This is a genomic window from Streptomyces sp. YGL11-2, from assembly GCF_050054615.1.
Lineage (GTDB): Bacteria > Actinomycetota > Actinomycetes > Streptomycetales > Streptomycetaceae > Streptomyces.
The window spans coordinates 64,301-83,940 of the sequence record NZ_JBNHIN010000001.1 but is presented as its reverse complement, the minus strand read 5'-3'; the positions used below and the strand labels follow the sequence as shown (position 1 = coordinate 83,940).

Below are 19,640 nucleotides of genomic sequence, written 5' to 3'. Positions count from 1 at the left end.
TGGGCGGCAAGACTCAGTGCAGCAGGACTTCGCCGAGGAGGGTGCACGGTGGCAGCAGCAGCGGCACCAGTCTGGAGCGTCGACCCCCGAACCGGGAAGCGGCGGGAGCAGGTTGCGGTGGAAGCCACAACCGACGCCGTGGACACCGCGGTCCGCGCGGCGCACACCGCCCGCGGCGCACTCGCCGACCGCCCCCCGCGCGCCGCCCTGCTGCGCCGCGCCGCCGACCTGCTCGACGCGGCGGGGGAGGAGATCGTCGCCGCCGCCGACGCGGAGACCGCCCTCGGCCCCGCCCGCCTCACCGGCGAACTGGCCCGCACCACCTACCAGTTGCGGTCCTTCGCCGCCATCGTGGACGAGGGCGGGTTCCTCGACGTGCGGATCGACCGTCCCGACCCCGGCCTCACCCCGCCCCGCCCCGACCTGCGCCGCTACAAGATCCCGCTGGGCGCCGTGGCGGTCTACGCGGCGAGCAACTTCCCGCTCGCCTTCTCCGCGCCCGGCGGGGACACCGCCAGCGCGCTCGCGGCCGGCTGCCCGGTCGTCGTCAAGGCGCATCCGGACCATCCGGCGACCTCCGAGCTGTGCGCCGGACTGCTGCGCCGGGCGGCCGTCGAGACCGGTCTGCCGGCGGACGCGGTGGGCCTGGTGCACGGCTTCCGGGCCGGTGTCGACCTGGTGCGCCATCCGCTGATCGCCGCCGCCGGCTTCACCGGCTCGGTGCGCGGCGGCCGCGCCCTGTACGACGCCGCCGCCGCCCGCCCGCACCCCATCCCGTTCCACGGCGAACTGGGCAGCCTCAACCCCGTCGTGGTCACCGAGGCCGCCGCCGCCGAGCGCGCCGAGCGGATCGGCGCCGGGCTGGCCGGCTCGATGACGCTGGGCACCGGGCAGTTCTGCGTCAAGCCGGGCCTCGTACTGGCCCCCGAGGGGGCGGCCGGCGACCGGCTGCTGGCCTCTCTGGCCGCGGCGGCCGAGGCGACCGAGGCGGGTGTGCTGCTCGACCACCGGATGCGCGACGCGTTCCTCGACGGCGTCCGCGGCCGCACCCAACTCCCCGGCGTCCAGGCACCGTTGGCCCCCGGCGACGGGGACGGCGAACACACCGTCAGCGCCGGCTTCCTCACCGTCGCGGCCGCCCGGCTCGCCGCCGGGGGCCCGCACGACCTGCTGCTGGAGGAGTGCTTCGGCCCGGTCACCGTCGTCGCCCGCTACGCCGACGACGCCGAGATCGGCGCCGTCCTCGCCCGGCTCCCCGGCAACCTCACCGCCACCCTCCAGCTCGGCGACGCGGAGAGCGCCGGCACCGACGCGGCGGGCCGCGGCGCCCGCCTGCTGGCCGAGGTCACCCCGCTCGCCGGCCGCGTCGTCGTCAACGGCTGGCCCACCGGCGTCGCGGTCGCCCCCGCCCAGCACCACGGCGGCCCGTACCCGGCCGCCACCTCCACCGCCACCTCCGTCGGCGCGACCGCCATCGAACGCTGGCTCCGCCCGGTCGCCTACCAGGACTCCCCGCCGGCGCTGCTCCCGCCGGAGCTGCGGGACGGCAACCCGCTGGGGCTGCCGCGCCGGATCGACGGCCGGGCAGAGGGTGCGTAGGGCCGCACCGGTGCACCCCGAGACCCACGACCCCGCCCTCCAGGTCCGCTCCGCCACCCCCGCCGACCTGGAGCCCATCGCCGCCCTGCACACCGCCGCCCGCGCCGCGTACCTGCGCGGCCGGGTGCCGGACGCGCCCTTCGACACCCCCGCCGAGCACGCCCGGTGGCGGGACGCCTGGGCCCGGGTGCTGCACCAGGAGGGGACCCCGTCGCTGTGCGCGATACGCCGCGGCACCGTCGTCGGCGCCGCCTCGTACCGCCGCCGCACCGACCCCCGCGGCACCGTCGCACTGCACCAGCTGCACGTCGACCCCGCCCACTGGGGCACCGGTGTGGGCCGCGCACTGCACGCCGCCTGCCTGGACGCCTGGCGCACCGCCGGATTCTCCCGGGCCGTCCTCGACGTGCTCTGGCACAACCACCGCGCCCGCGCCTTCTACGCCCGGCTCGGCTGGGGCCCCGACCCGGACCGCCGCCCGACCCCCGACGCCAGCCATCTCACCCTGACGCTCGCCCTGCCCGGCCGGGACGGCCGGCCGGCTCCCGCCGGGCCATGATCTGCAGCCGCTCGGCCGTCCGCCCGCTCAGCGTACGGACCGCCTCGCGCCGCTCCCGCACCACCGAGAACCCCGCCGACCGCACCAGCTCCCGCAGCCGCTCCGGCGGATGGTGCCGGAAGACCCCGCCCTCGCCGGTCGCGAACACCCCGAACGTCCCGTACCGCTCCGCGAAGCGCCCGTAGCGCTCCTGGTTGCGCGCGTCGGCCTGGAGCGGCACATCGCTCAGGTACAGCACGCCGCCGGGGCGCACCAGCCGCCCCAGTTCCCCGGCGATCGCCCGCTGCTCCGCGTCCTTGGGGACACAGGTCAGCACCGCGAACAACAGCGCCGCGTCGAAGCTCGCGTCCCCGAACGGCAGCGGCAGACCGGGCCGGTGCAGCAGCTCCAGCCCGGGGTGCTCGCGCCGCCCGCGCGCGATCAGCGCCGCGGACGGGTCGACCCCGCACACCGCCCCGTACCCCAGCCCGGCGAGCTCGGCGGTGAGCCGCCCGTAGCCGCAACCGTAGTCCAGCACCCGGGCGGCCGGCGGCACGAACTCCGCCAGCAGCGCCGGGTCGAGCGGGTGGGTGAAGGTCTTGGCGGCCCCGGTCGTCTCCCAGAACCGGTCCGGCCGCTGCGGCGATGGCGTGGTCATACCGGGACGGTACCCGCGGAATACTCCGCACTCCTCCGCTGTTGCACCAGGTCACACCCGCACGCCCGCTCCCACCGAGCACGACGAGGAAAGCCAGTCACTCCATGCGCGTCGAAATCTGGTCCGACATCGCCTGCCCCTGGTGCTACATCGGCAAGGCCCGCTTCGCGTCGGGGCTCGCCGCCTTCGCGCACCGCGACGACGTCGAGGTCGTCCACCGCTCCTTCGAACTGGACCCGAACGCCCCGGCGCCCACCGACATCCCGGTCCTCGACATGCTCGCGCAGAAGTACCGCGTCACCCGCACCGAGGCCGAGGCGATGGAGGCCCGGGTCGCCGAGGCGGCGGCCGGCGAGGGCCTGGACTACCGCTCCGACCGCATCCACGGCAACACCTTCGACCTGCACCGCCTCCTCCACCTGGCCAAGGACCACGGCGTCCAGGACGCCCTGCTGTCCGCCCTCTACGACGCCAACTTCGCCCAGGCCCGGCCGCTCGGCGACCCGGCCGAGCTGACCCGGATATCCGTGGCCGCCGGTCTTCCCGCCGGCGAGGTCGCCCGCGTGCTGGCCGACCCGGACGCCTACGCCGAGGCGGTGCGGGCCGACGAGCGCGCCGCCGCCGAGCTCGGCGCCACCGGCGTGCCCTTCTTCGTCATCGACCGCCGCTACGGTGTCTCCGGGGCCCAGCCCGCCGAGGTCTTCCGCCAGGCCCTGGAGCGCGCCCACGCCGACGGCGCCGTGCAGATCCTGCCGGCCGGCGACGCGGAGGTCTGCGGCGACGAGGGCTGCGCCGTCCCGGAGCGGTAGGGCCGCAACGGGCCGGTCCGGCGCGGCTCCCGGGAGATGGACGCCGCGCCGTACACCGAGCACAGTGGGGCCATGCTGCGATACGAGGCACTGGGCGGGGACGAATTCGCCCCCGAGACGGTCTACCTGAACTCGGCGTCCAGCGGGCTGCTGCCCGCGCGGAGCGCCGCCGCGCTGCGGGAGGCGCTGACGGAGTCGGCGTCGTACGGGACGATGGGGCGCGACTACTTCGCTCCGGCCACCGCCGCGCGGCGGGCGTTCGGGCGGCTGACGGGGGTGCCCGAGGAGCGGGTGGCCCTGGGCAGTTCGGTCGCGGTGCGGTCGGCGTTGGTGGCGGCCTCGCTGCCCGCGGGCGCCGAAGTGCTGGTCGCCGAGGGGGAGTTCAGCTCGCTGGTGAACCCACTGGCGGCGCACCCCGGCTGCACGGTCCGCGCGGTACCACTGGAGGCGCTCGCCGAGGAGGTTCGGCCCCGGACGGCACTGGTCGCGGTGAGCGCGGTACAGGCGCTGGACGGCCGGATCGCCGACCTGGCGGCCGTACGGGAGGCGGCCCGGGCGCACGGGGCGCGCACGTACGTCGACATCACGCAGTCCGCCGGGTGGCTGCCCCTGGACATCGCCGGCTTCGACTTCGTGGTGTGCGGGGCCTTCAAGTGGCTGCTGTGCCCGCGCGGTACGACGTTCCTGTACCTCGGCGGCGACGCGGCCGACTGGCCCCCGGCGGTGCACGCCGGGTGGGTGGCCGGCGAGGACGTCGGCGAGTCGAACTACGGGGTGATCGGCCGGCCGGCGGCGACCGCCCGGCGGTTCGACGAGCCGTACGCGTACTACTCGTACGTGGCCGCCGAGCACTCCCTCGGCCTGATGGCGGAGGTGGGGGTGGCCGCGGTGCACGCGCACAACACCGCGCTGGCCGACCGGTACCGCGCAGGGCTGGCCGAGGCCGGCTTCCCCTCGCGGCCGGCACCCGGCTCCGCGATCGTCTCCACCCCGGGGCTGGCCGGCGCCGAGCCGCGGCTGGCCGCGGCCGGGGTGCGGCTCGCGGTGCGCGGCGGGCTGCTGCGCGCCGCGTTCCACCTCTACAACTCGGCGCAGGACGTGGAGAAGGTGCTGGCGCTGCTGCGTGAGGCATGAGGCATGAGGCGGGCGGGCGGCGCGGGAACACGGCGCGGTCCCGGGCGCGGGGGTGAGGGTCAACGCCTCGTCCCGGTGGGCGAGTTGCCGTCCGCGCGCCGGGACGGCGCCCCCATTGAACACAGTTGATGGGCCGTCAGCTACCACCGCGTGCCCGGCGGACCGACCGGCGGGCACCGCCGACGCCCTGCCGGAACGCGCCGTGGCCGCCGCACGGTCGATGCCGTGCGGCGGCCAGGAGCCTCCGTGCCGTCCCCGGTGGGCGGTCGTGCGCTATCTCACCGGCGTGCCCCTACTTGACGGGAACGAACGGGGCCCGCGCCCCGATGTACTCCGGGCGCCGGACCGGCGCCGCGAACGGTTCCACGGCGGCGTTGTCCACGCTGTTGAAGACGATGAAGACGTTGCTGCGCGGGTACGGCGTGATGTTGTCGCCGGAGCCGTGCATGGCGTTGCAGTCGAACCACGTCGCCGAGCCGGCCCGGCCGGTGAACAGCCGGATGCCGTGCCGGTCCGCCATCTTCGTGAGCACCTCGTCCGACGGGATGCCCGCGTCCTGCATCTGGAGCGACCGCTTGTAGTTGTCCTTCGGCGTCTCGCCCTCGCAGCCCACGAAGTGCCGGTGCGAACCGGGCATGATCATCAGGCCGCCGTTGGTGTCGTAGTTCTCGGTCAGCGCGATCGAGACCGACACGGTGCGCATGTGCGCCAGACCGTCCTCGGCGTGCCAGGTCTCGAAGTCGGAGTGCCAGTAGAAGCCGGAGGCACCGAAGCCGGGCTTCACGTTGATCCGGGACTGGTGGACGTAGACGTCCGAACCGAGGATCTGGCGAGCCCGGCCGACCACCCGCGGGTCGGAGACCAGCCGGGCGAACACCTCGCTGATCCGGTGCACTTCGAACATGGACCGGACGCTCTGCGACGTCGGCTCGACGATGGAGCGCGGGTCGGCGCGCATCGCCGGGTCGAGCACCAGCCGGTCCAGCTCGGCGCGGTACACCGCGACTTCCTCCGCCGTGAGCAGCTCCCCGATGGCGAAAAAGCCGTCGCGTTCAAAGTCGCTCAGCTCGGACGGCGCGAACGGGCCGGCCGCTCCGGGCTGCGACCACACCACCGGGTCCTTCCGCGGGGTGATGACCTCTCTGGTCCCACGGGTCGGGTACAGGTCGGCGGTGCGCTCGGGTGCGGTGGTCATGGTGGTGCCTTCCTCTCCTCTCGTACGGAACGCGGTTCTCACGCGCGCAGTGCGTTGCCCTCCTCACCGCTGCCGGACGGGGCAGGGAGAGGGGCCGGTGGCCGGTCTCAGCCCGCCTTGGGCTCCGGGTCGGGTTCGGTGAGAAGGGGGTAGACCCCGTTCTCGTCGTGGTCCTCGCGGCCGGTGACCGGCGGGTTGAAGACGCACAGGCAGCGGAAGTCCTTCTTGATCCGCATGGTGTGCCTCTCGTGCCCGTCGAGCAGGTACATCACACCGGGCGTGATGGTGTGCTTCTCACCGGTCTCGTCGTTGGTCAGCTCGGCCTCGCCCTCGACGCACACGACGGCCTCGATGTGGTTCGCGTACCACATGGAGGTCTCGGTGCCGGCGTACAGGACGGTCTCGTGCAGCGAGAAGCCGACCCGCTCCTTGGCGAGCACGATGCGCTTGCTCTCCCAGGTGCCGGTTTTGCCCTTGACGTGGCGGTCGGTGCCTTCGATGTCCTGGAACGATCGGACGATCACGGTGAGTTGGTGCCTTTCTGTGGAACGGTCGGGAGCTCTCGGTGGATCAGGCGCAGTCGCGGACCGCGCGGGCGAGGATCCGCAGACCCTCGTCCAGCTCCTCGGGGGTGGTCGTCAGCGCGGGCAGCAGCTTGACGACCTCGCTCTCCGGGCCGGAGGTCTCGATGAGCAGACCCAGCTCGAAGGCGCGCTTGGCGATCTTGTTGGCGAGGCTCTTGTCGGCGCACTCCATGCCCCACACCAGCCCGCGACCGCGGTACTCGACGAAGGTGTCCGGGTGCGCCTCGACAATGGCCTTGAGGTGCGACTCGACGATCTCACCGCGGCCGAGGGTCTGCTTCTCCATCTGGCCGTCGGCCCAGTACGTGTCGAGCGCGGCGGCGGCGGTGACGAAGGCCGGGTTGTTGCCGCGGAAGGTGCCGTTGTGCTCGCCCGGCTCCCAGACGTCCAGCTCGGGCTTGAACAGCGTCAGCGCGAGCGGGAGCCCGTAGCCGCTGATGGACTTCGAGACGGTGACGATGTCCGGCACGATGCCCGCCTCCTCGAAGGAGAAGAAGGCACCCGTACGGCCGCAGCCCATCTGGATGTCGTCGACGATCAGCAGCATGTCCTGGCGCTCGCACAGGTTGGCGAGGGCGCGCAGCCACTCGGCGCGGGCCACGTTGATGCCGCCCTCGCCCTGCACGGTCTCCACGATCACGGCCGCGGGCTTGTTGAGGCCGGAGCCCTGGTCCTCCAGCAGCCGCTCGAACCAGAGGAAGTCGGGGACCTGGCCGTCGAGGTAGTGGTCGAACGGCATCGGGGTGCCGTGCACCAGCGGGATGCCGGCGCCGGCCCGCTTGAAGGCGTTGCCGGTGACCGCGAGGGAGCCCAGCGACATGCCGTGGAAGGCGTTGGTGAAGGACACGATCGACTCGCGGCCCTTGACCTTGCGGGCCAGTTTCAGCGCGGCCTCGACGGCGTTGGTGCCCGTCGGGCCCGGGAACATGACCTTGTACGGCAGGTCGCGCGGGCGCAGGACGATGTTCTGGAACGACTCCAGGAAGGCCCGTTTGGCCGTGGTGGACATGTCCAGGCCGTGGGTGACGCCGTCCCGCTCGATGTAGTCGATCAGGGCGCGTTTGAGGACCGGGTTGTTGTGCCCGTAGTTGAGCGACCCGGCACCGGCGAAGAAGTCGAGGTACGCATGGCCGTCCTCGTCGAACATGCGGCTGCCCTGGGCGCGGTCGAAGACGGTGGGCCAGCCACGGCAGTAGCTGCGCACCTCCGACTCCACGGTCTCGAAGACGCTCAGATCGGGCTGGGTGATGGTCACGGCAGGCTCCTGGGAGAAGAAAGCGGAGGGGAGAAGTCCGGGGGTGGATCGGGCGGGGCGGTGCGGCTCCCGTGTGGCTCACGGGTTCGGGCGGTGGTCCCGCACGGCCGCCGCGGCATGGTCGGTGCCGCGCGGCGCTGGGGCCGTCGTCAGCGCCCGGGGCGGGACGGTGGACGGAACGGGCCTATGAGGTGCAGGACCTCCGGCTCGTGGCCCTGCTCAGGGAACAGCCCCGCATCGAAGAGCACCTCGCGCCTGACCGGCACCGAGTGCCGCTCGGCGAAGGACGCGAACAGCCGGTTGGACGCGGCGTTGTCAGGCGAGATGGTCGTCTCGACGAGGGATACGCCCTGTTCGTCCATGACGCGGGTGGTCAGCCCGTCCAGGAGCGCGGCGGCCAGCCCCCGTCCGCGGTGCGCGTCGTCGACGGCGACCTGCCAGACGACGAGCGTGTCCGGGCGCTCGGGGCGGACGTAGCCGGTGACGAAGGCGGCCGGCTCGCCCTCCGCGTCGCGTGCGACGACGGAGGTGGCGGCGAAGTCGCGACACCACAGGAGGTAGCTGTAGGAGGAGTTGAGGTCCAGCGCCTTGGAGTCGCGGGCGATACGCCAGATCGCGGCTCCGTCCTCCACGCGTGGGGTGTCGAGCTTGAAGCCCTCCGGAATTTCCCTGATTTCGCTTCGGGCACCTGCATGGTCTGCTTGTGCGGCGGTCATGGAAATTAAATTTACCGAGGGAAAAAGGAAAATGCATCGCGGGCAGGGGTTACATGGGACTCCTCTTTGTGTTATCACGCGGGGGCGCGGGGGCGCGCGATGCACTGGCGAGATGTCTCGATTTGACCCGAAAGTTCGGGGCGAAACGGACACGCTGTGTAGTCGGTCACAGCTCCGTAACGGCGATGAGATGCGTCCGAATTACGGGACTTGACGCTAGCGGAATCTTGGCGTTTGAGGTGCGAAAAAGCGGGCAGAAGAATACGGGAAGCTGCGCTTCTGCGAAATGGGAATTCGCCGGTGGAAGGTGCCCCGAGCGGTTCACCGCAAGGTACGCCGGAAGTCTTGCCGGCGACATATGAGAAGCCCCGCGGGAAGGCGCGTGAGAAGCCGCGGGTGATTATGGGGCGGCCGGTCGAATACGACCCCCGGGTATGCGCCGGTCCGCCATGGCCCACAGGTCGGCCGCACGCATAAAGTGCCTGCATGACGTCCATGAGCGAAGGTGCGGTGCTGCACCTCAAGGGGAGGGTCCTCGTCGGGCCGGACGACGTCCGCGACGAGCTGTGGGTGGTCGACGGCCGGGTGACCTTCGAGCGGCCGGCGATGGCACGCGATGCCATGACCGTCGCGGGCTGGGTGCTACCGGGCCTGGTCGACGCGCACTGCCACGTCGGACTGGACGCGCACGGCCCGGTGGACGACGCCACCAGCGAGAAGCAGGCACTCACCGACCGTGACGCCGGCACCCTCCTGGTCCGGGACGCCGGGTCCCCCTCCGACACCCGCTGGATCGACGACCGTGCCGACCTGCCGCGGATCATCCGCGCCGGCCGCCACATCGCGCGCACCAGGCGCTACATCCGCAACTACGCGCACGAGATCGAGCCGGAGGACCTGGTCGCCTACGTCGCCCAGGAGGCCCGGCGCGGCGACGGCTGGGTCAAGCTCGTCGGCGACTGGATCGACCGCTCCACCGGGGACCTGTCGGCCTGCTGGCCCGCCGGCGCCGTCGAGGCCGCCATCGCCGAGGCGCACCGGCTCGGCGCCCGGGTCACCGCCCACTGCTTCGCCGAGGAGTCCCTCGCCCCGCTCGTCGAGGCCGGCATCGACTGCGTCGAGCACGCCACCGGCCTCACCGAGGACACCATCCCGCTCTTCGCCGAACGCGGTGTGGCGATCGTCCCGACCCTGGTCAACATCGCGACCTTCCCGCAGCTGGCGGCCGGCGGCGAGGCGAAGTTCCCGCGCTGGGCGGACCACATGCGCCGGCTGCACGCCCGCCGCTACGACACCGTGCGCGCGGCCCACGACGCCGGGGTGCCGGTCTACGCCGGTACCGACGCGGGCGGCTCGCTGTCGCACGGCCTGGTCGCCGACGAGGTCGCCGAACTCATGAAGGCCGGGCTGTCCGCCGTCGCCGCCCTCTCCGCGACGACCTGGGGCGCCCGCGAGTGGCTGGGCCGCCCGGGGCTCACCGAGGGCGCCCCGGCCGACCTCGTCGTCTACGAGGCCGACCCCCGGGCCGACGTCCGGGTGCTGGCGGCGCCGCGCCTGGTGGTCCTGCGGGGGCGGGCCATCGGCTGACGGGCGGTGCCCGCGTGCCGCCCGCGGCACCGGGCGGCCGTGGCGCCGCCCGTGCCGCGGCCCCCGGCCGCCGCCCGTCCTCCTCCGGCCTCCGTCCGATGCGCCGAGGCGCTCGAATAAGGGCGCGAAAACCACCCCTTGGGGTGAACTGCCTCTACATATCCTCCTGTTCACCCTCCGTACGTACACGATGTGCGGGTCGAGGTCGCCGGCCCGCGTGATGTCCCCCATTGGCACGGTCGGCGGCTCCATCTCTCTCGTGGGGGTTCCACACACGTGTTAACCAGTTCCGCCGGCTCCTCCGGCGTGTCGCGGCGGCTCGGCGCGGCCCTGGTCGCCACCGCGCTGACGGCCGGTCCCGCCGTCGCCCTCGGCGCCGCACCCGCCGCGTACGCCGCCGGCAACGACGGCCGTGGCAACGGCACTTCGGGTGCGGCCGTGCTGCGCACCGGCCTGGACGTCGGGCTGCTCGACAAGTCGCTCCGCGTCCCGCTGCGAGCCACCCTGAACGACGTGCACGCACCGGCCTCGGCCGGCAGGACCGCGCTCACCGTCACCCTGGACGGGATCGACCAGGGCCGGCCGTTCAGCGTGCTGCGGGCCGATGTCGCCACCGCGCGGGCCACCGCCGACGCCGAGGGCGCGAAAGGCTACGCCAACCTCGTGCACGCCGCGGTGCACCTGCCCGGCCTCCCCGCGCTGCCGCTGATCGAGGTCCAGCAGGTGACCTCCACGGCGGAGTGCCGGGCCGGGCAGCACCCGCGGGCCACCTCGCAGGTGCTGGGCAGCGTCCAGGTGCTGGGCAAGCGGGTCACGCTCGGCGCCAGCGGGACGACGGCGGTCACCGTGCCGGGGGTGGGCGACGTACGGCTCGATCTGTCGCACAAGGCCGTGACGTCGACGAGCGCCGCGGCGACCGCGCTCCAACTCCGGGTCTCGGTCGACCCGTTGAAGCTCAACGTGGCCGAGGTGCACGGCCAGGTGACGCTGGCGCAGGCCACCTGCACCACCCCGCACGGTGCGGCGCCCGGCGCGCCGGAGAAGCCCGGGGAACCCCAGGGCGGCGCCGGCGGCACCCGCCCGGCCACGCAGAACCTCGCCGAGACCGGCGGCAGTTCGGCCACCCCGTATGTCGCCGGGGGCGCGGCCCTGCTGGTCGCCGCCGGCGCCGGATCGCTGATCCACGCCCGTCGCCGCCGCGCCGCCGCACCGGGCGGGCGCGGCTGACAGGACCCGTACGCCGTGCCGGTGCTGTGGGGGCTCCGGTGCGGGGTACGGCTCGGAGGCGCGCCGGGTGGGCCCGCGCGGCGCGCCTCCCCTCGCCGGGGCCCTGGCCGGAGCGTGGTCCGGCCGGGGCCCCGGGGAGACCCTCCAGGCCCTGGGGCCCTTCCGATGGGCCGCGGTCGGACAGGCCCTAACCCGGGGGCCGTTCGGCGAGCACGTCCGCCAGCGCGGCCACCAGACGGTCCGTGGTGGCTCGGTCCCGTACGGCGAGCCGCAGCCAGTCGGGGCCCAGGCCGGGGAAGGTGTCACCGCGGCGCACCGCGAAACCGCGCGCCCGGAGTGCGGCGCGTACCGCCGCGGCACCGGGCAGCCGGACCAGGACGAACGGGCCGGCGGCCGGGCCGACCGCCCGCAGCGCGGCGAACTCGCCCAGCCGGGCCAGCAGATGGGCCCGGTCCCCGGCGATCTCCTCGGCCGCGGTGGCGGCCTCGGCGAGCGCCGCCGGCTCGCAGCACGCCTCGGCGGCGGCCAGCGCCGGCGTGGAGACCGGCCACAGCGGCTGGGCCCGCTCCAGGGCCGCGAGGGTGTCCTCGGCGGCCAGCACGTAGCCGATGCGCAGACCGGCCAGCCCCCAGGTCTTGGTGAGGCTGCGCAGCACGATCAGCCCCGGCAGCCCGCCCACCCGCCCGGCCAGCGACTCCCGTTCACCGGCCACCGCGTCCATGAACGCCTCGTCCACGACCAGGGTGCGGCCGGGCCGGGCCAGCCGCTCCAGCACGGCGGCGGGGTGCAGCACGGACGTGGGGTTGGTGGGGTTGCCGACGACGACCAGATCGGCGTCGGCGGGCACCGCGGCCGGGTCCAGCCGGAAGCCGTCCGCCTCGGTGAGCAGCACCCGCCCGACGTCGTGCCCGGCGTCCCGCAGCGCCGCCTCGGGCTCGGTGAACTGCGGGTGCACCACGACCGGCCGGCGGGCCCGTACGGCGCGCGCGATCAGTACGAACGCCTCCGCCGCACCCGCCGTCAGCAGCACCCGCCCCACCGGGAGCCGGTGCCGGGCCGCGACCGCCCGGCGGGCCGCCCGGCCGTCCGGATACGCGGCGAGGCCGTCCAGCGACGCGGCGATCCGGGCCTTGAGCCAGGCCGGGGGAGTGCCGGTGCGGACATTGACGGCGAGGTCGGTCAGCCCGGTCAGCGGGCCGTCGGCGCCGCGCACCTCGGCGTCGCCGTGGTGCCGCAGATCCGGTTCGGGGTGCCGCGGGGCCGGCTCGGGCGGCGCGGTGACCGCCGGATACGGCGCGGGCCGGGTCACGCCTGGCCCCCGGCGCCCGCGACCGCCGGCGGCACCGCGCCGAACGGCGGCCGGGCGTCCCCCGCCGCCGTCCGGCCGCCGCCCCGCGCCTCGTCCGCCACCGTCGCGCGGTAGCGCTCCATGACCACCTCGGCCAGCTCCGGCGCCGGGCCGATCACCTCCGCGTCGATCACCTCGGCCCACGGATTGGCCGCCGCCCAGCCCTCGGTCTGCATCCGCAGCCGCTCCAGGAGGTCACCGGCGAAGAAGAAGTACGGCAGGACCACGATGCGCATCGGGCCGGTGGCGCCGGGCGGCGCGGCGGCCAGTACGCAGCACCGGTCGAGGCCGGCCGGCACGTCCGGCGCGGTGAGCGTGAGGAACGCGGTCTCCACGCCCGCGAAGCCGCGCCCCTCCCACAACAGCCGGGCGGCCCGCACCACTTCGGCGTTGGCGTACGGGTCGGCCGCGCCCCGCCCCACCAGCAGCACCGTCGTCCGAGCCCGGTCCTGCGGCCGCCGCGCGGAGCCGCCCAGTGCCTCGTCCAGCCGCCGCTCCAGTACGCCGAGGAGCTTGGGGTGCGGCCCCGGCTCGGCGGCGCAGTCGTAACCGACCCCGGGGTGCGCCGCGGTCGCCGCCGCCAGCGCGTCGGGCAGGCTCTCCCGCAGGGGACCCGTGGGGGTCGGCAGCAGCGGGACGGCGACGATCCGCGTGGCGCCCCGCCCGACGAGTTCGCCGACCGCTGCGGACACCGGCCGTGGCGATCCCCCGGCGCCGAAGAACCCTCCGGCGACGGGCACTTCGGGGTGGCGCTCGGCGAGCGTGTGCACCAGCGCCTCCAGGGCGTCGGTGGCGCCTTCGTGACGCGTGCCGTGACCGGCGATGAGCAGTGCGGGAGGGGTGGTCACAACGTCTCCTTGCTACCGGGGGTTTCACCGGCGGGCGTGCTGCCGTCGACATCCGCCGTCCGCCGGTCCGCGCCGGGGCGGGGCGGACCGGCGGAGGGCAAGACGATATCCGCACCGGCCGGTCGGGCGGCGGTCGCTCCCTCCGTACCGGAGGTAATGGCCGAACTGCCCCAAGTGTCCGCGCCGGTGGGCGCGGCGAGGGCGCAGGTGGCCATCGGCGGCCGGCCGTCCGGCGCGGAGGCGCGCTTCCCCGCGATCAGCCGGGCGCCCGGTCCGGCGGCCAGCAGGGCGGCGGCCTCGGCGACGCTCGGGGTGCCGGCCGCGGCCCGCACGGCGGCGGACGGTGCCGGTACCGGCACCACCGCCAGCGCCGCCGCCGGATACGACCACACCGGCACCCCCAGCCGCCGGGCCGCGCCCAGCAGTCCGGGCTCTGCCGCCTTGGCCGCGACCGTGGCCAGCGCGGCGAGCGCGGCCGGCGGCCGGCCCGCCGCCGCGAGCACGGCGCCGATCAGCTCCAGCACCTCCGCCTCCGGGACGCCGCGGCGGGCGCCGACCCCGGCGATCAGCACGGGCGCGGGCCGCCCGGCGCCGGAGCCGGAGTCCGCCGCGCGGTGGCCGTCGTCCGGCACCGGGCCGCTCAACGGCCGAAACCGCCGGCAGGGCCGGGCGCGTTCACCGGCCGCCGCCCGCGAGGGCCGCCGGCCCGCGCCGCGCCGCGCAGTCCACCAGCCGTACCGCCAGCGACGGTTCGGCGGCCCAGTGGACGTGCAGGTACGAGGCGTGCACCCCGCCCGTCACATAGCCCTCCACGGCGCGCGCCGGGTGCGTCACGCCCCACGCCGGGGACGGGCCGGCGCCCGGCTCCAGCGCCGTGCGGTGGAACTCGTGGCCCCGCACCCGGGTCCCGGCCACCGCCAGCGCGTTGTCCTGGAGGGCCACCGCCTCGCGGTAGCCGAGGGTCAGCCGCTCCGTCATCCGGGCATCGGCGGGCAGCACCCCGCACATCGGCTTCCCGTCGAGCGACCGGGCGAGATACAGCAGCCCGGCGCACTCGGCGGTCACCGGCGCCCCGGAGGCGGCCAGCTCCGCCACCGCCGTCCGCAGCGGCGCGTTCGCCGACAGGTCCGGCGCGTACACCTCGGGGAAGCCGCCGCCGATCACCAACCCCCGCGTGCCGGGCGGCAGTCGCTCGTCGTGGAGCGGGTCGAAGGGGACGACGTTGGCGCCCGCCGCGGTCAGCAGCTCGGCATGCTCGGCGTACGAGAAGGTGAACGCGGCACCGCCCGCGACCGCGATCAGCGGCCGGCCGGCGGACGCCGCCCCGGCGGGCCGCCCGGCCGGCGGCGTCGCGATCGGCGCCGCCGCGACCGCGCCGATCTCGGCTGCCGGGTCCCACGCCCCAGCCGGCAGCTCCGGCACGTTTCGCGCGAGCGCCAGCAGCGCGGTGAGGTCGCAGCCCTCGCGTACCCGCGCGGCCAGTTCCGCGACCGACTCCACCGCCTCGGCGCGCCGTTCGGCGACCGGCACCAGGCCCAGGTGCCGGGACGGCGTACGGGCCTGCCCGGTGCGGCGCAGCACACCGAGCACCGGCACCCCGGAGGAGCCCATGGCGTCCCGCAGCAGCTCCTCGTGGCGGTCCGAGCCGACCTTGTTGAGGATCACCCCGGCCAGCCGCACCTCCGGGTCCCACGACGCGAAGCCGTGCACCAGCGCGGCCACCGACCGGGACTGCGACGACGCGTCCACCACCAGCACCACGGGCGCCCGCAGCACCTTCGCGACCTGCGCCGTCGACGCCAGCTCGCCCATCCCGGACGCCCCGTCGAACAGCCCCATCACGCCCTCGACGAGCGCCAGGTCCGCGCCCGCCGCACCGTGCAGGAACAGCGGCGCGATCCGCTCCGGGCCGCACAGGTAGGCGTCCAGGTTGCGGCCGGGGCGGCCGGTGGCCAGCGCGTGGTAGCCGGGGTCGATGTAGTCCGGCCCCACCTTGTGCGGCGAGACCGTGAGCCCCGCCTCGGCGAAGGCCGCCATCAGCCCGGTGGCCACCGTCGTCTTCCCGGCGCCCGAGGACGGCGCGGCGATCACCAGCCGGGGGACGGCGGTGCCGCTCATGACGCGCTCACCATTCGATGCCCCGCTGGCCCTTCTGCCCCGCGTCCATCGGGTGCTTGACCTTCGTCATGTCCGTCACGAGATCGGCGAAGTCCAGCAGCGGCTCGGGGGCGGCCCGCCCGGTGATGACGACATGCTGCGTACCGGGCCGGTCGCGCAGCACCGACACCACCTCCTCGGTGTCGATCCACCCCCACTTCAGCGGATACGCGAACTCGTCCAGCACCAGCAGCTTGTAGGTCTCCGCGGCCAGATCCCGCTTGACCTGCTCCCAGCCCTCGCGCGCCGCCTCCTCGCTGGAAGAGATGTCGCGCTGGACCCAGGACCAGCCCTCGCCCATCTTGTGCCAGGCGACGGTGCCGCCCTCCCCGGAGTCGCCGAGCACCTTCAGCGCCCGCTCCTCGCCGACCTTCCACTTCGCCGACTTCACGAACTGGAACACCCCGACCGGCCAGCCCTGGTTCCAGGCCCGCAGCGCCAGCCCGAAAGCGGCGGTGGACTTGCCCTTGCCCTGGCCCGTGTGGACCAGGACCAGCGGGCGGTTGCGGCGCTGGCGGGTGGTGAGCCCGTCGTCCGGTACGACGGACGGCTGTCCCTGCGGCATTACGCGGCCTTCCTGTTGACGTGATCCCGGCCCCGGCCGGCATCGCCGCCGGCGCGAACGGGCCTGCCCTGTACGGTCCGTACGAGCGCGGAGACGCTGTCCGCGCGCAGTTCGTCGAGAGTGATCGCGGGGCCGCCCAGGTCCCGCGCCAGTCCGGCGGCCAGCCCCAGCCGGACCGGTCCCGCCTCGCAGTCCACGACCACCGACGCGGTGCCCTCGGCGGCCAGCAGCCGCGCCGCGCGGCCGGCGCGGACCAGCGGCTCCGCCCCGCCGGTGGCCCGGCCGTCGGTCACCACCACGAGCAGCGGGCGGCGCGACGCGTCCCGCATCCGCTCCACCCGCAGCACCTCGTGGGCCTTCAACAGTCCCTCCGACAGCGGCGTACGGCCGCCCGTCGGCAGCTGCTCCAGGCGTGCCGCGCCCGCCTCGACGGACGACGTCGGCGGCAGCGCCAGCTCCGCCCCGGAGCCCCGGAAGGTGACCAGCCCGACCTTGTCCCGCCGCTGGTAGGCGTCCAGCAGCAGCGACAGCACCGCCCCCTTGACCGCGCTCATCCGCTTCCGCGCCGCCATCGACCCGGACGCGTCCACGACGAACAGCACCAGGTTGCCCTCGCGCCCCTCGCGCACCGCCTCGCGCAGATCGTCCCGGCGCACCACCAGCCCCGGCCCGCGGCGCCCGCGCGCCCGCTGGTGCGGCGCCGCGGCCTGCACCGTGGCCGCCAGGTGCAGCTTGCCCAGGGCCCCTTGGGGCCGCCGCGAGCCGGTCGTCCGGCCGTGCGCGGTACGCGCCCGCGACCGGCGGCCGTCCGCGCCCTCGCCCAGCCCCGGCACATCCAGCCGCCGGGTCCGGAACGGCTCGGCGGCGCCCACCGCCGCCTGCTCCCGGCCCGGCCCGGACGCGGCCGGCTCGGCCTCCGCCGCCCGCTCCGGGCCCTCGGGCCGGGCCGGCGGCTCCGCCTCCTGCTGGCGCGGCAGGTCGGGACCCGGCGACTCCTGCGGTCCGCCGTCCTGAGGGGGCAGCCCGCCGGGGCCGCCACCAGGGCCGCCGTCCGGACCGTCCGGCTCCGGATCGTCGCCGCCGTCCCCGTCCGGCTGCTCCCCGGCCGTCTCCTCCAGCACCTCGTCGAGCTTGTCCTCGTCAAGTCCCGGCGCGTCGAAGGGGTTCCGCCGCCGCCGGTGCGGCAGCGCCAGCAGCGCGGCCTGCCGTACGTCCTCGGACCGCACCTCGGTGCGCCCCGCCCACGCCGCGAGCGCACTCGCCGTGCGGGCCATCACGATGTCCGCCCGCATCCCGTCCACCTCGAACGCGGCACAGGTCGCGGCGATCTGCCGCAGCGCGGCGTCGCCCAGCTCCACCGACGGCAGCACCTCCCGGGCCCGCGCGATGCGCCGGCGCAGCTCCCGCTCCTCGTCCGCCCAGCGCGCCGCGAAGCCCGCCGGATCGGCGTCGTACGCCAGCCGGCGCCGGACGACCGCCACCCGCTGCTCCGGCTCGCGGGACGCCGCGACCTCCACGGTCAGCCCGAACCGGTCCAGCAACTGCGGCCGCAGCTCGCCCTCTTCGGGGTTCATGGTGCCGACGAGCAGGAACCGGGCGGCATGCCGCACCGAGACGCCCTCGCGCTCCACGTACGAGGCGCCCATCGCGGCGGCGTCCAGCAGGAGGTCGACCAGGTGGTCGTGGAGCAGATTGACCTCGTCGACGTACAGCACGCCCCGGTGCGCGTCCGCCAGCAGCCCCGGCTCGAACGCCTTCACGCCCTCCGACAGGGCCCGTTCGATGTCCAGCGCGCCCACCAGCCGGTCCTCGGAGGCACCGACCGGCAGCTCGACCATCCGCGTCGGGCGGTCCTCACCGGCGGCGTCCGACCCGTGCGGGCCGTCGGGGCACCCGGGGTCCGGGGCGGCGGGCGCGCAGGCGAAGCGGCAGCCGCCGACCACGTCCACGGCCGGCATCAGCTCCGCCAGACCGCGCACCATCGTCGACTTCGCGGTGCCCTTCTCGCCGCGCACCAGCACTCCGCCGATGGCCGGCGAGATGGCGTTCAGCAGCAGGCCCAGCCGCATGTCGTCCATGCCGACGACGGCGGTGAACGGGTACTGCCGGGTGGTGTGCTGCGTGTTGTGCGTCGTTGTCATGCCGTGTCGTCCTCCACGTCGCCGGCCGCCTCCGGTCCTGTCCACTGCGTGCCCCTCACGGCGCCCCCGGCGGGACGAACGGCAGCCCGTCCGGCACCCCGTCCTCGATCAGCCGCAGCAGCGCCGCCGTGTCCGCGTGCTCCTCGATCAGATCCCCCAGCCGGTCCAGCTGCTCCTCGCGCAGCGCGCCGAAGCGGGTGTCCGGGGCCGGTACGAACCGGCGGCCCGCCACCCGCGCCACCTCCCGCAGGAACGCCCGCCGAAAGCCGTCGCTCTCCAGCGAGCCGTGCCAGTGCGTGCCCCACACGGAGCCCACCCGGCAGCCGTCCAGGAAGGCTTCCCCACCGCCGACCTCGGCCACACCGTGATGGATCTCGTAGCCCTCGACGCGCTCCCCGAGCGCCTCGCCGACCGGCCGCGCCAGGCACTTCTCCCGGGCGAACCGGACGCGTACGGGCAGCAGCCCCAGCCCGTCCACCTTCCCCGCCCGCGACTCGACCTCGTCGTCGATGTGCTCGCCGAGCACCTGGAAGCCGCCGCAGACACCGAGCACCGGGCGCCCCTCGGCGGCCCGCCGGGCGAGCGCGTCCGCCAGTCCCCGCTCGCGCAGCCAGGCCAGCGCCCGCACCGTCCCGCGGGTGCCCGGCACCACCACGAGGTCGGCGTCGGCGAGTTCCTCGGCGCGGTCCACGAACCGCACCACCACGCCCGGCTCCGCCGCCAGCGCGTCCACGTCGGTGAAGTTGGACATCAGCGGTACCGCGCACACCGCGACCCGCAGCACGTCCGCGCCGACCGGCGGCGCCACGACGGACTCGCGGACCGCGCCACGAAGCGACATGCGGAGCCCGTCCTCCTCGTCGATTCCCAGCCCGTGCGCGTACGGCAGCACGCCGAACGTCCGCCGGCCGGTGAGCCCGCGCAGCATCTCCAGGCCCGGCTCCAACAGGGACACGTCCCCGCGGAACTTGTTGACCAGATAGCCCGCGACCAGTTCCTGGTCCGCCGCGGACAGCAGCGCCGTGGTCCCGAAGAACGACGCGAAGACGCCGCCGCGGTCGATGTCGCCGACCACCACGACCGGGATCCGCGCCGCCCGGGCGATGCCCATGTTGACGATGTCGGTCCGCCGCAGATTGATCTCCGCGGGGCTGCCGGCGCCCTCGCAGATCACCGCGTCGTACGTCCGCCGCAGCTCCGCCAGGCAGTCGGTCACCGTCCCCAGCAGCTGCTCCCGCCCGCTCCCGTACGCCGTCTCGCCGGGGGATGCCGCGGCCGG

At 75.1% G+C, this 19,640-nt stretch carries 18 protein-coding genes; 6 read left to right on the top strand and 12 right to left on the bottom strand.

Going from position 1 to position 19,640, the window contains the following annotated elements; translation table 11 throughout:
• Nucleotides 1–48: 48 nt before the first annotated feature.
• Both ACO1BR_RS00420 and ACO1BR_RS00415 read left to right on the top strand, forming a co-directional pair.
• Nucleotides 49–1,599 (top strand): aldehyde dehydrogenase (NADP(+)), encoded by a 1,551-nt coding sequence (locus tag ACO1BR_RS00420; protein ID WP_426792997.1) that lies wholly within the window; start codon nucleotides 49–51, stop codon nucleotides 1,597–1,599.
• 10 nt (nucleotides 1,600–1,609) lie between these two features.
• Nucleotides 1,610–2,158 carry an N-acetyltransferase family protein gene (locus ACO1BR_RS00415; protein ID WP_426792996.1) on the top strand — a complete coding sequence of 183 codons (549 nt, stop codon included), beginning with the start codon at nucleotides 1,610–1,612 and terminating at the stop codon, nucleotides 2,156–2,158.
• On the opposite strand, the gene ACO1BR_RS00410 is transcribed toward ACO1BR_RS00415, so the two are convergent.
• Complete coding sequence (locus ACO1BR_RS00410; protein ID WP_426792995.1) at nucleotides 2,100–2,795, bottom strand: class I SAM-dependent methyltransferase; 696 nt, start codon at nucleotides 2,793–2,795, stop codon at nucleotides 2,100–2,102. The two genes, ACO1BR_RS00415 and ACO1BR_RS00410, sit on opposite strands and share 59 nt — an antisense overlap.
• 104 nt (nucleotides 2,796–2,899) lie before the next feature.
• On the opposite strand from ACO1BR_RS00410, the gene ACO1BR_RS00405 reads away from it, so the two are divergent.
• Together ACO1BR_RS00405 and ACO1BR_RS00400 are read left to right on the top strand one after the other, a co-directional pair.
• Complete coding sequence (locus ACO1BR_RS00405; RefSeq protein WP_426792994.1) at nucleotides 2,900–3,604, top strand: DsbA family oxidoreductase; 705 nt, start codon at nucleotides 2,900–2,902, stop codon at nucleotides 3,602–3,604.
• Between the two features lie 72 nt (nucleotides 3,605–3,676).
• Nucleotides 3,677–4,738, top strand: coding sequence for an aminotransferase class V-fold PLP-dependent enzyme (locus ACO1BR_RS00400; RefSeq protein WP_426792993.1), 1,062 nt, complete (start codon nucleotides 3,677–3,679; stop codon nucleotides 4,736–4,738).
• Nucleotides 4,739–5,030: 292 nt separating this feature from the next.
• On the opposite strand, the gene thpD is transcribed toward ACO1BR_RS00400, so the two are convergent.
• From thpD to ectA, 4 genes are all read right to left on the bottom strand, one after another.
• Nucleotides 5,031–5,933 (bottom strand): ectoine hydroxylase, encoded by a 903-nt coding sequence (gene thpD, locus ACO1BR_RS00395; RefSeq protein WP_426792992.1) that lies wholly within the window; start codon nucleotides 5,931–5,933, stop codon nucleotides 5,031–5,033.
• A 107-nt stretch (nucleotides 5,934–6,040) separates the two neighbouring features.
• Complete coding sequence (locus ACO1BR_RS00390; RefSeq protein ID WP_426792991.1) at nucleotides 6,041–6,457, bottom strand: ectoine synthase; 417 nt, start codon at nucleotides 6,455–6,457, stop codon at nucleotides 6,041–6,043.
• Between the two features lie 46 nt (nucleotides 6,458–6,503).
• A complete protein-coding gene (gene ectB, locus ACO1BR_RS00385) occupies nucleotides 6,504–7,772 on the bottom strand; it encodes a diaminobutyrate--2-oxoglutarate transaminase (protein WP_426792990.1) in 1,269 nt (422 codons plus the stop codon).
• Between the two features lie 149 nt (nucleotides 7,773–7,921).
• Nucleotides 7,922–8,488, bottom strand: coding sequence for a diaminobutyrate acetyltransferase (gene ectA, locus ACO1BR_RS00380; RefSeq protein WP_426792989.1), 567 nt, complete (start codon nucleotides 8,486–8,488; stop codon nucleotides 7,922–7,924).
• A 495-nt stretch (nucleotides 8,489–8,983) separates the two neighbouring features.
• Here ectA and ACO1BR_RS00375 point away from each other — a divergent pair, with 495 nt between their 5' ends.
• Both ACO1BR_RS00375 and ACO1BR_RS00370 read left to right on the top strand, forming a co-directional pair.
• Complete coding sequence (locus ACO1BR_RS00375) at nucleotides 8,984–10,075, top strand: amidohydrolase family protein (RefSeq protein WP_426793314.1); 1,092 nt, start codon at nucleotides 8,984–8,986, stop codon at nucleotides 10,073–10,075.
• 276 nt (nucleotides 10,076–10,351) lie between these two features.
• The gene (locus tag ACO1BR_RS00370) at nucleotides 10,352–11,302 is read left to right on the top strand and encodes an SCO1860 family LAETG-anchored protein (RefSeq protein WP_426792988.1); all 951 of its coding nucleotides are present in this window, start codon (nucleotides 10,352–10,354) and stop codon (nucleotides 11,300–11,302) included.
• Between the two features lie 187 nt (nucleotides 11,303–11,489).
• On the opposite strand, the gene cobC is transcribed toward ACO1BR_RS00370, so the two are convergent.
• The 7 genes from cobC to ACO1BR_RS00335 form a co-directional block, all read right to left on the bottom strand.
• Nucleotides 11,490–12,611, bottom strand: coding sequence for an Rv2231c family pyridoxal phosphate-dependent protein CobC (gene cobC, locus ACO1BR_RS00365; protein ID WP_426792987.1), 1,122 nt, complete (start codon nucleotides 12,609–12,611; stop codon nucleotides 11,490–11,492).
• Nucleotides 12,608–13,498 (bottom strand): sirohydrochlorin chelatase, encoded by an 891-nt coding sequence (locus ACO1BR_RS00360; RefSeq protein WP_426792986.1) that lies wholly within the window; start codon nucleotides 13,496–13,498, stop codon nucleotides 12,608–12,610. The genes cobC and ACO1BR_RS00360 overlap by 4 nt, the downstream gene beginning before the upstream one ends.
• Entirely contained in the window at nucleotides 13,495–14,142 is a 648-nt protein-coding gene (locus ACO1BR_RS00355; RefSeq protein WP_426792985.1) for a cobalamin biosynthesis protein, read from the bottom strand. Before ACO1BR_RS00355 ends, ACO1BR_RS00360 begins: the two co-directional genes overlap by 4 nt.
• 31 nt (nucleotides 14,143–14,173) lie before the next feature.
• Nucleotides 14,174–15,616, bottom strand: a complete 1,443-nt coding sequence (locus ACO1BR_RS00350; protein WP_426792984.1) for a cobyrinate a,c-diamide synthase — start codon at nucleotides 15,614–15,616, stop codon at nucleotides 14,174–14,176.
• Nucleotides 15,617–15,623: 7 nt separating this feature from the next.
• Nucleotides 15,624–16,220, bottom strand: coding sequence for a cob(I)yrinic acid a,c-diamide adenosyltransferase (gene cobO, locus ACO1BR_RS00345; RefSeq protein ID WP_159504482.1), 597 nt, complete (start codon nucleotides 16,218–16,220; stop codon nucleotides 15,624–15,626).
• Nucleotides 16,220–18,361, bottom strand: coding sequence for a putative cobaltochelatase (locus ACO1BR_RS00340; RefSeq protein ID WP_426792983.1), 2,142 nt, complete (start codon nucleotides 18,359–18,361; stop codon nucleotides 16,220–16,222). Before ACO1BR_RS00340 ends, cobO begins: the two co-directional genes overlap by 1 nt.
• Before the next feature lie 55 nt (nucleotides 18,362–18,416).
• Nucleotides 18,417–19,640: cobyric acid synthase (locus ACO1BR_RS00335; protein ID WP_426792982.1), on the bottom strand; the 1,224-nt coding region annotated here is incomplete at its 5' end.

What these genes read in the sequence shown, in the direction of transcription:
- cobO (WP_159504482.1), bottom strand. Translation starts at nt 16,220, where the DNA reads ATGCCGCAGGGACAGCCGTCCGTCGTACCGGACGACGGGCTCACCACC.
- ACO1BR_RS00375 (WP_426793314.1), top strand. Translation starts at nt 8,984, where the DNA reads ATGAGCGAAGGTGCGGTGCTGCACCTCAAGGGGAGGGTCCTCGTCGGG.
- ACO1BR_RS00350 (WP_426792984.1), bottom strand. Translation starts at nt 15,616, where the DNA reads ATGAGCGGCACCGCCGTCCCCCGGCTGGTGATCGCCGCGCCGTCCTCG.
- ectA (WP_426792989.1), bottom strand. Translation starts at nt 8,488, where the DNA reads ATGACCGCCGCACAAGCAGACCATGCAGGTGCCCGAAGCGAAATCAGG.
- ACO1BR_RS00340 (WP_426792983.1), bottom strand. Translation starts at nt 18,361, where the DNA reads ATGACAACGACGCACAACACGCAGCACACCACCCGGCAGTACCCGTTC.
- ACO1BR_RS00405 (WP_426792994.1), top strand. Translation starts at nt 2,900, where the DNA reads ATGCGCGTCGAAATCTGGTCCGACATCGCCTGCCCCTGGTGCTACATC.
- thpD (WP_426792992.1), bottom strand. Translation starts at nt 5,933, where the DNA reads ATGACCACCGCACCCGAGCGCACCGCCGACCTGTACCCGACCCGTGGG.
- ACO1BR_RS00400 (WP_426792993.1), top strand. Translation starts at nt 3,677, where the DNA reads ATGCTGCGATACGAGGCACTGGGCGGGGACGAATTCGCCCCCGAGACG.
- ACO1BR_RS00410 (WP_426792995.1), bottom strand. Translation starts at nt 2,795, where the DNA reads ATGACCACGCCATCGCCGCAGCGGCCGGACCGGTTCTGGGAGACGACC.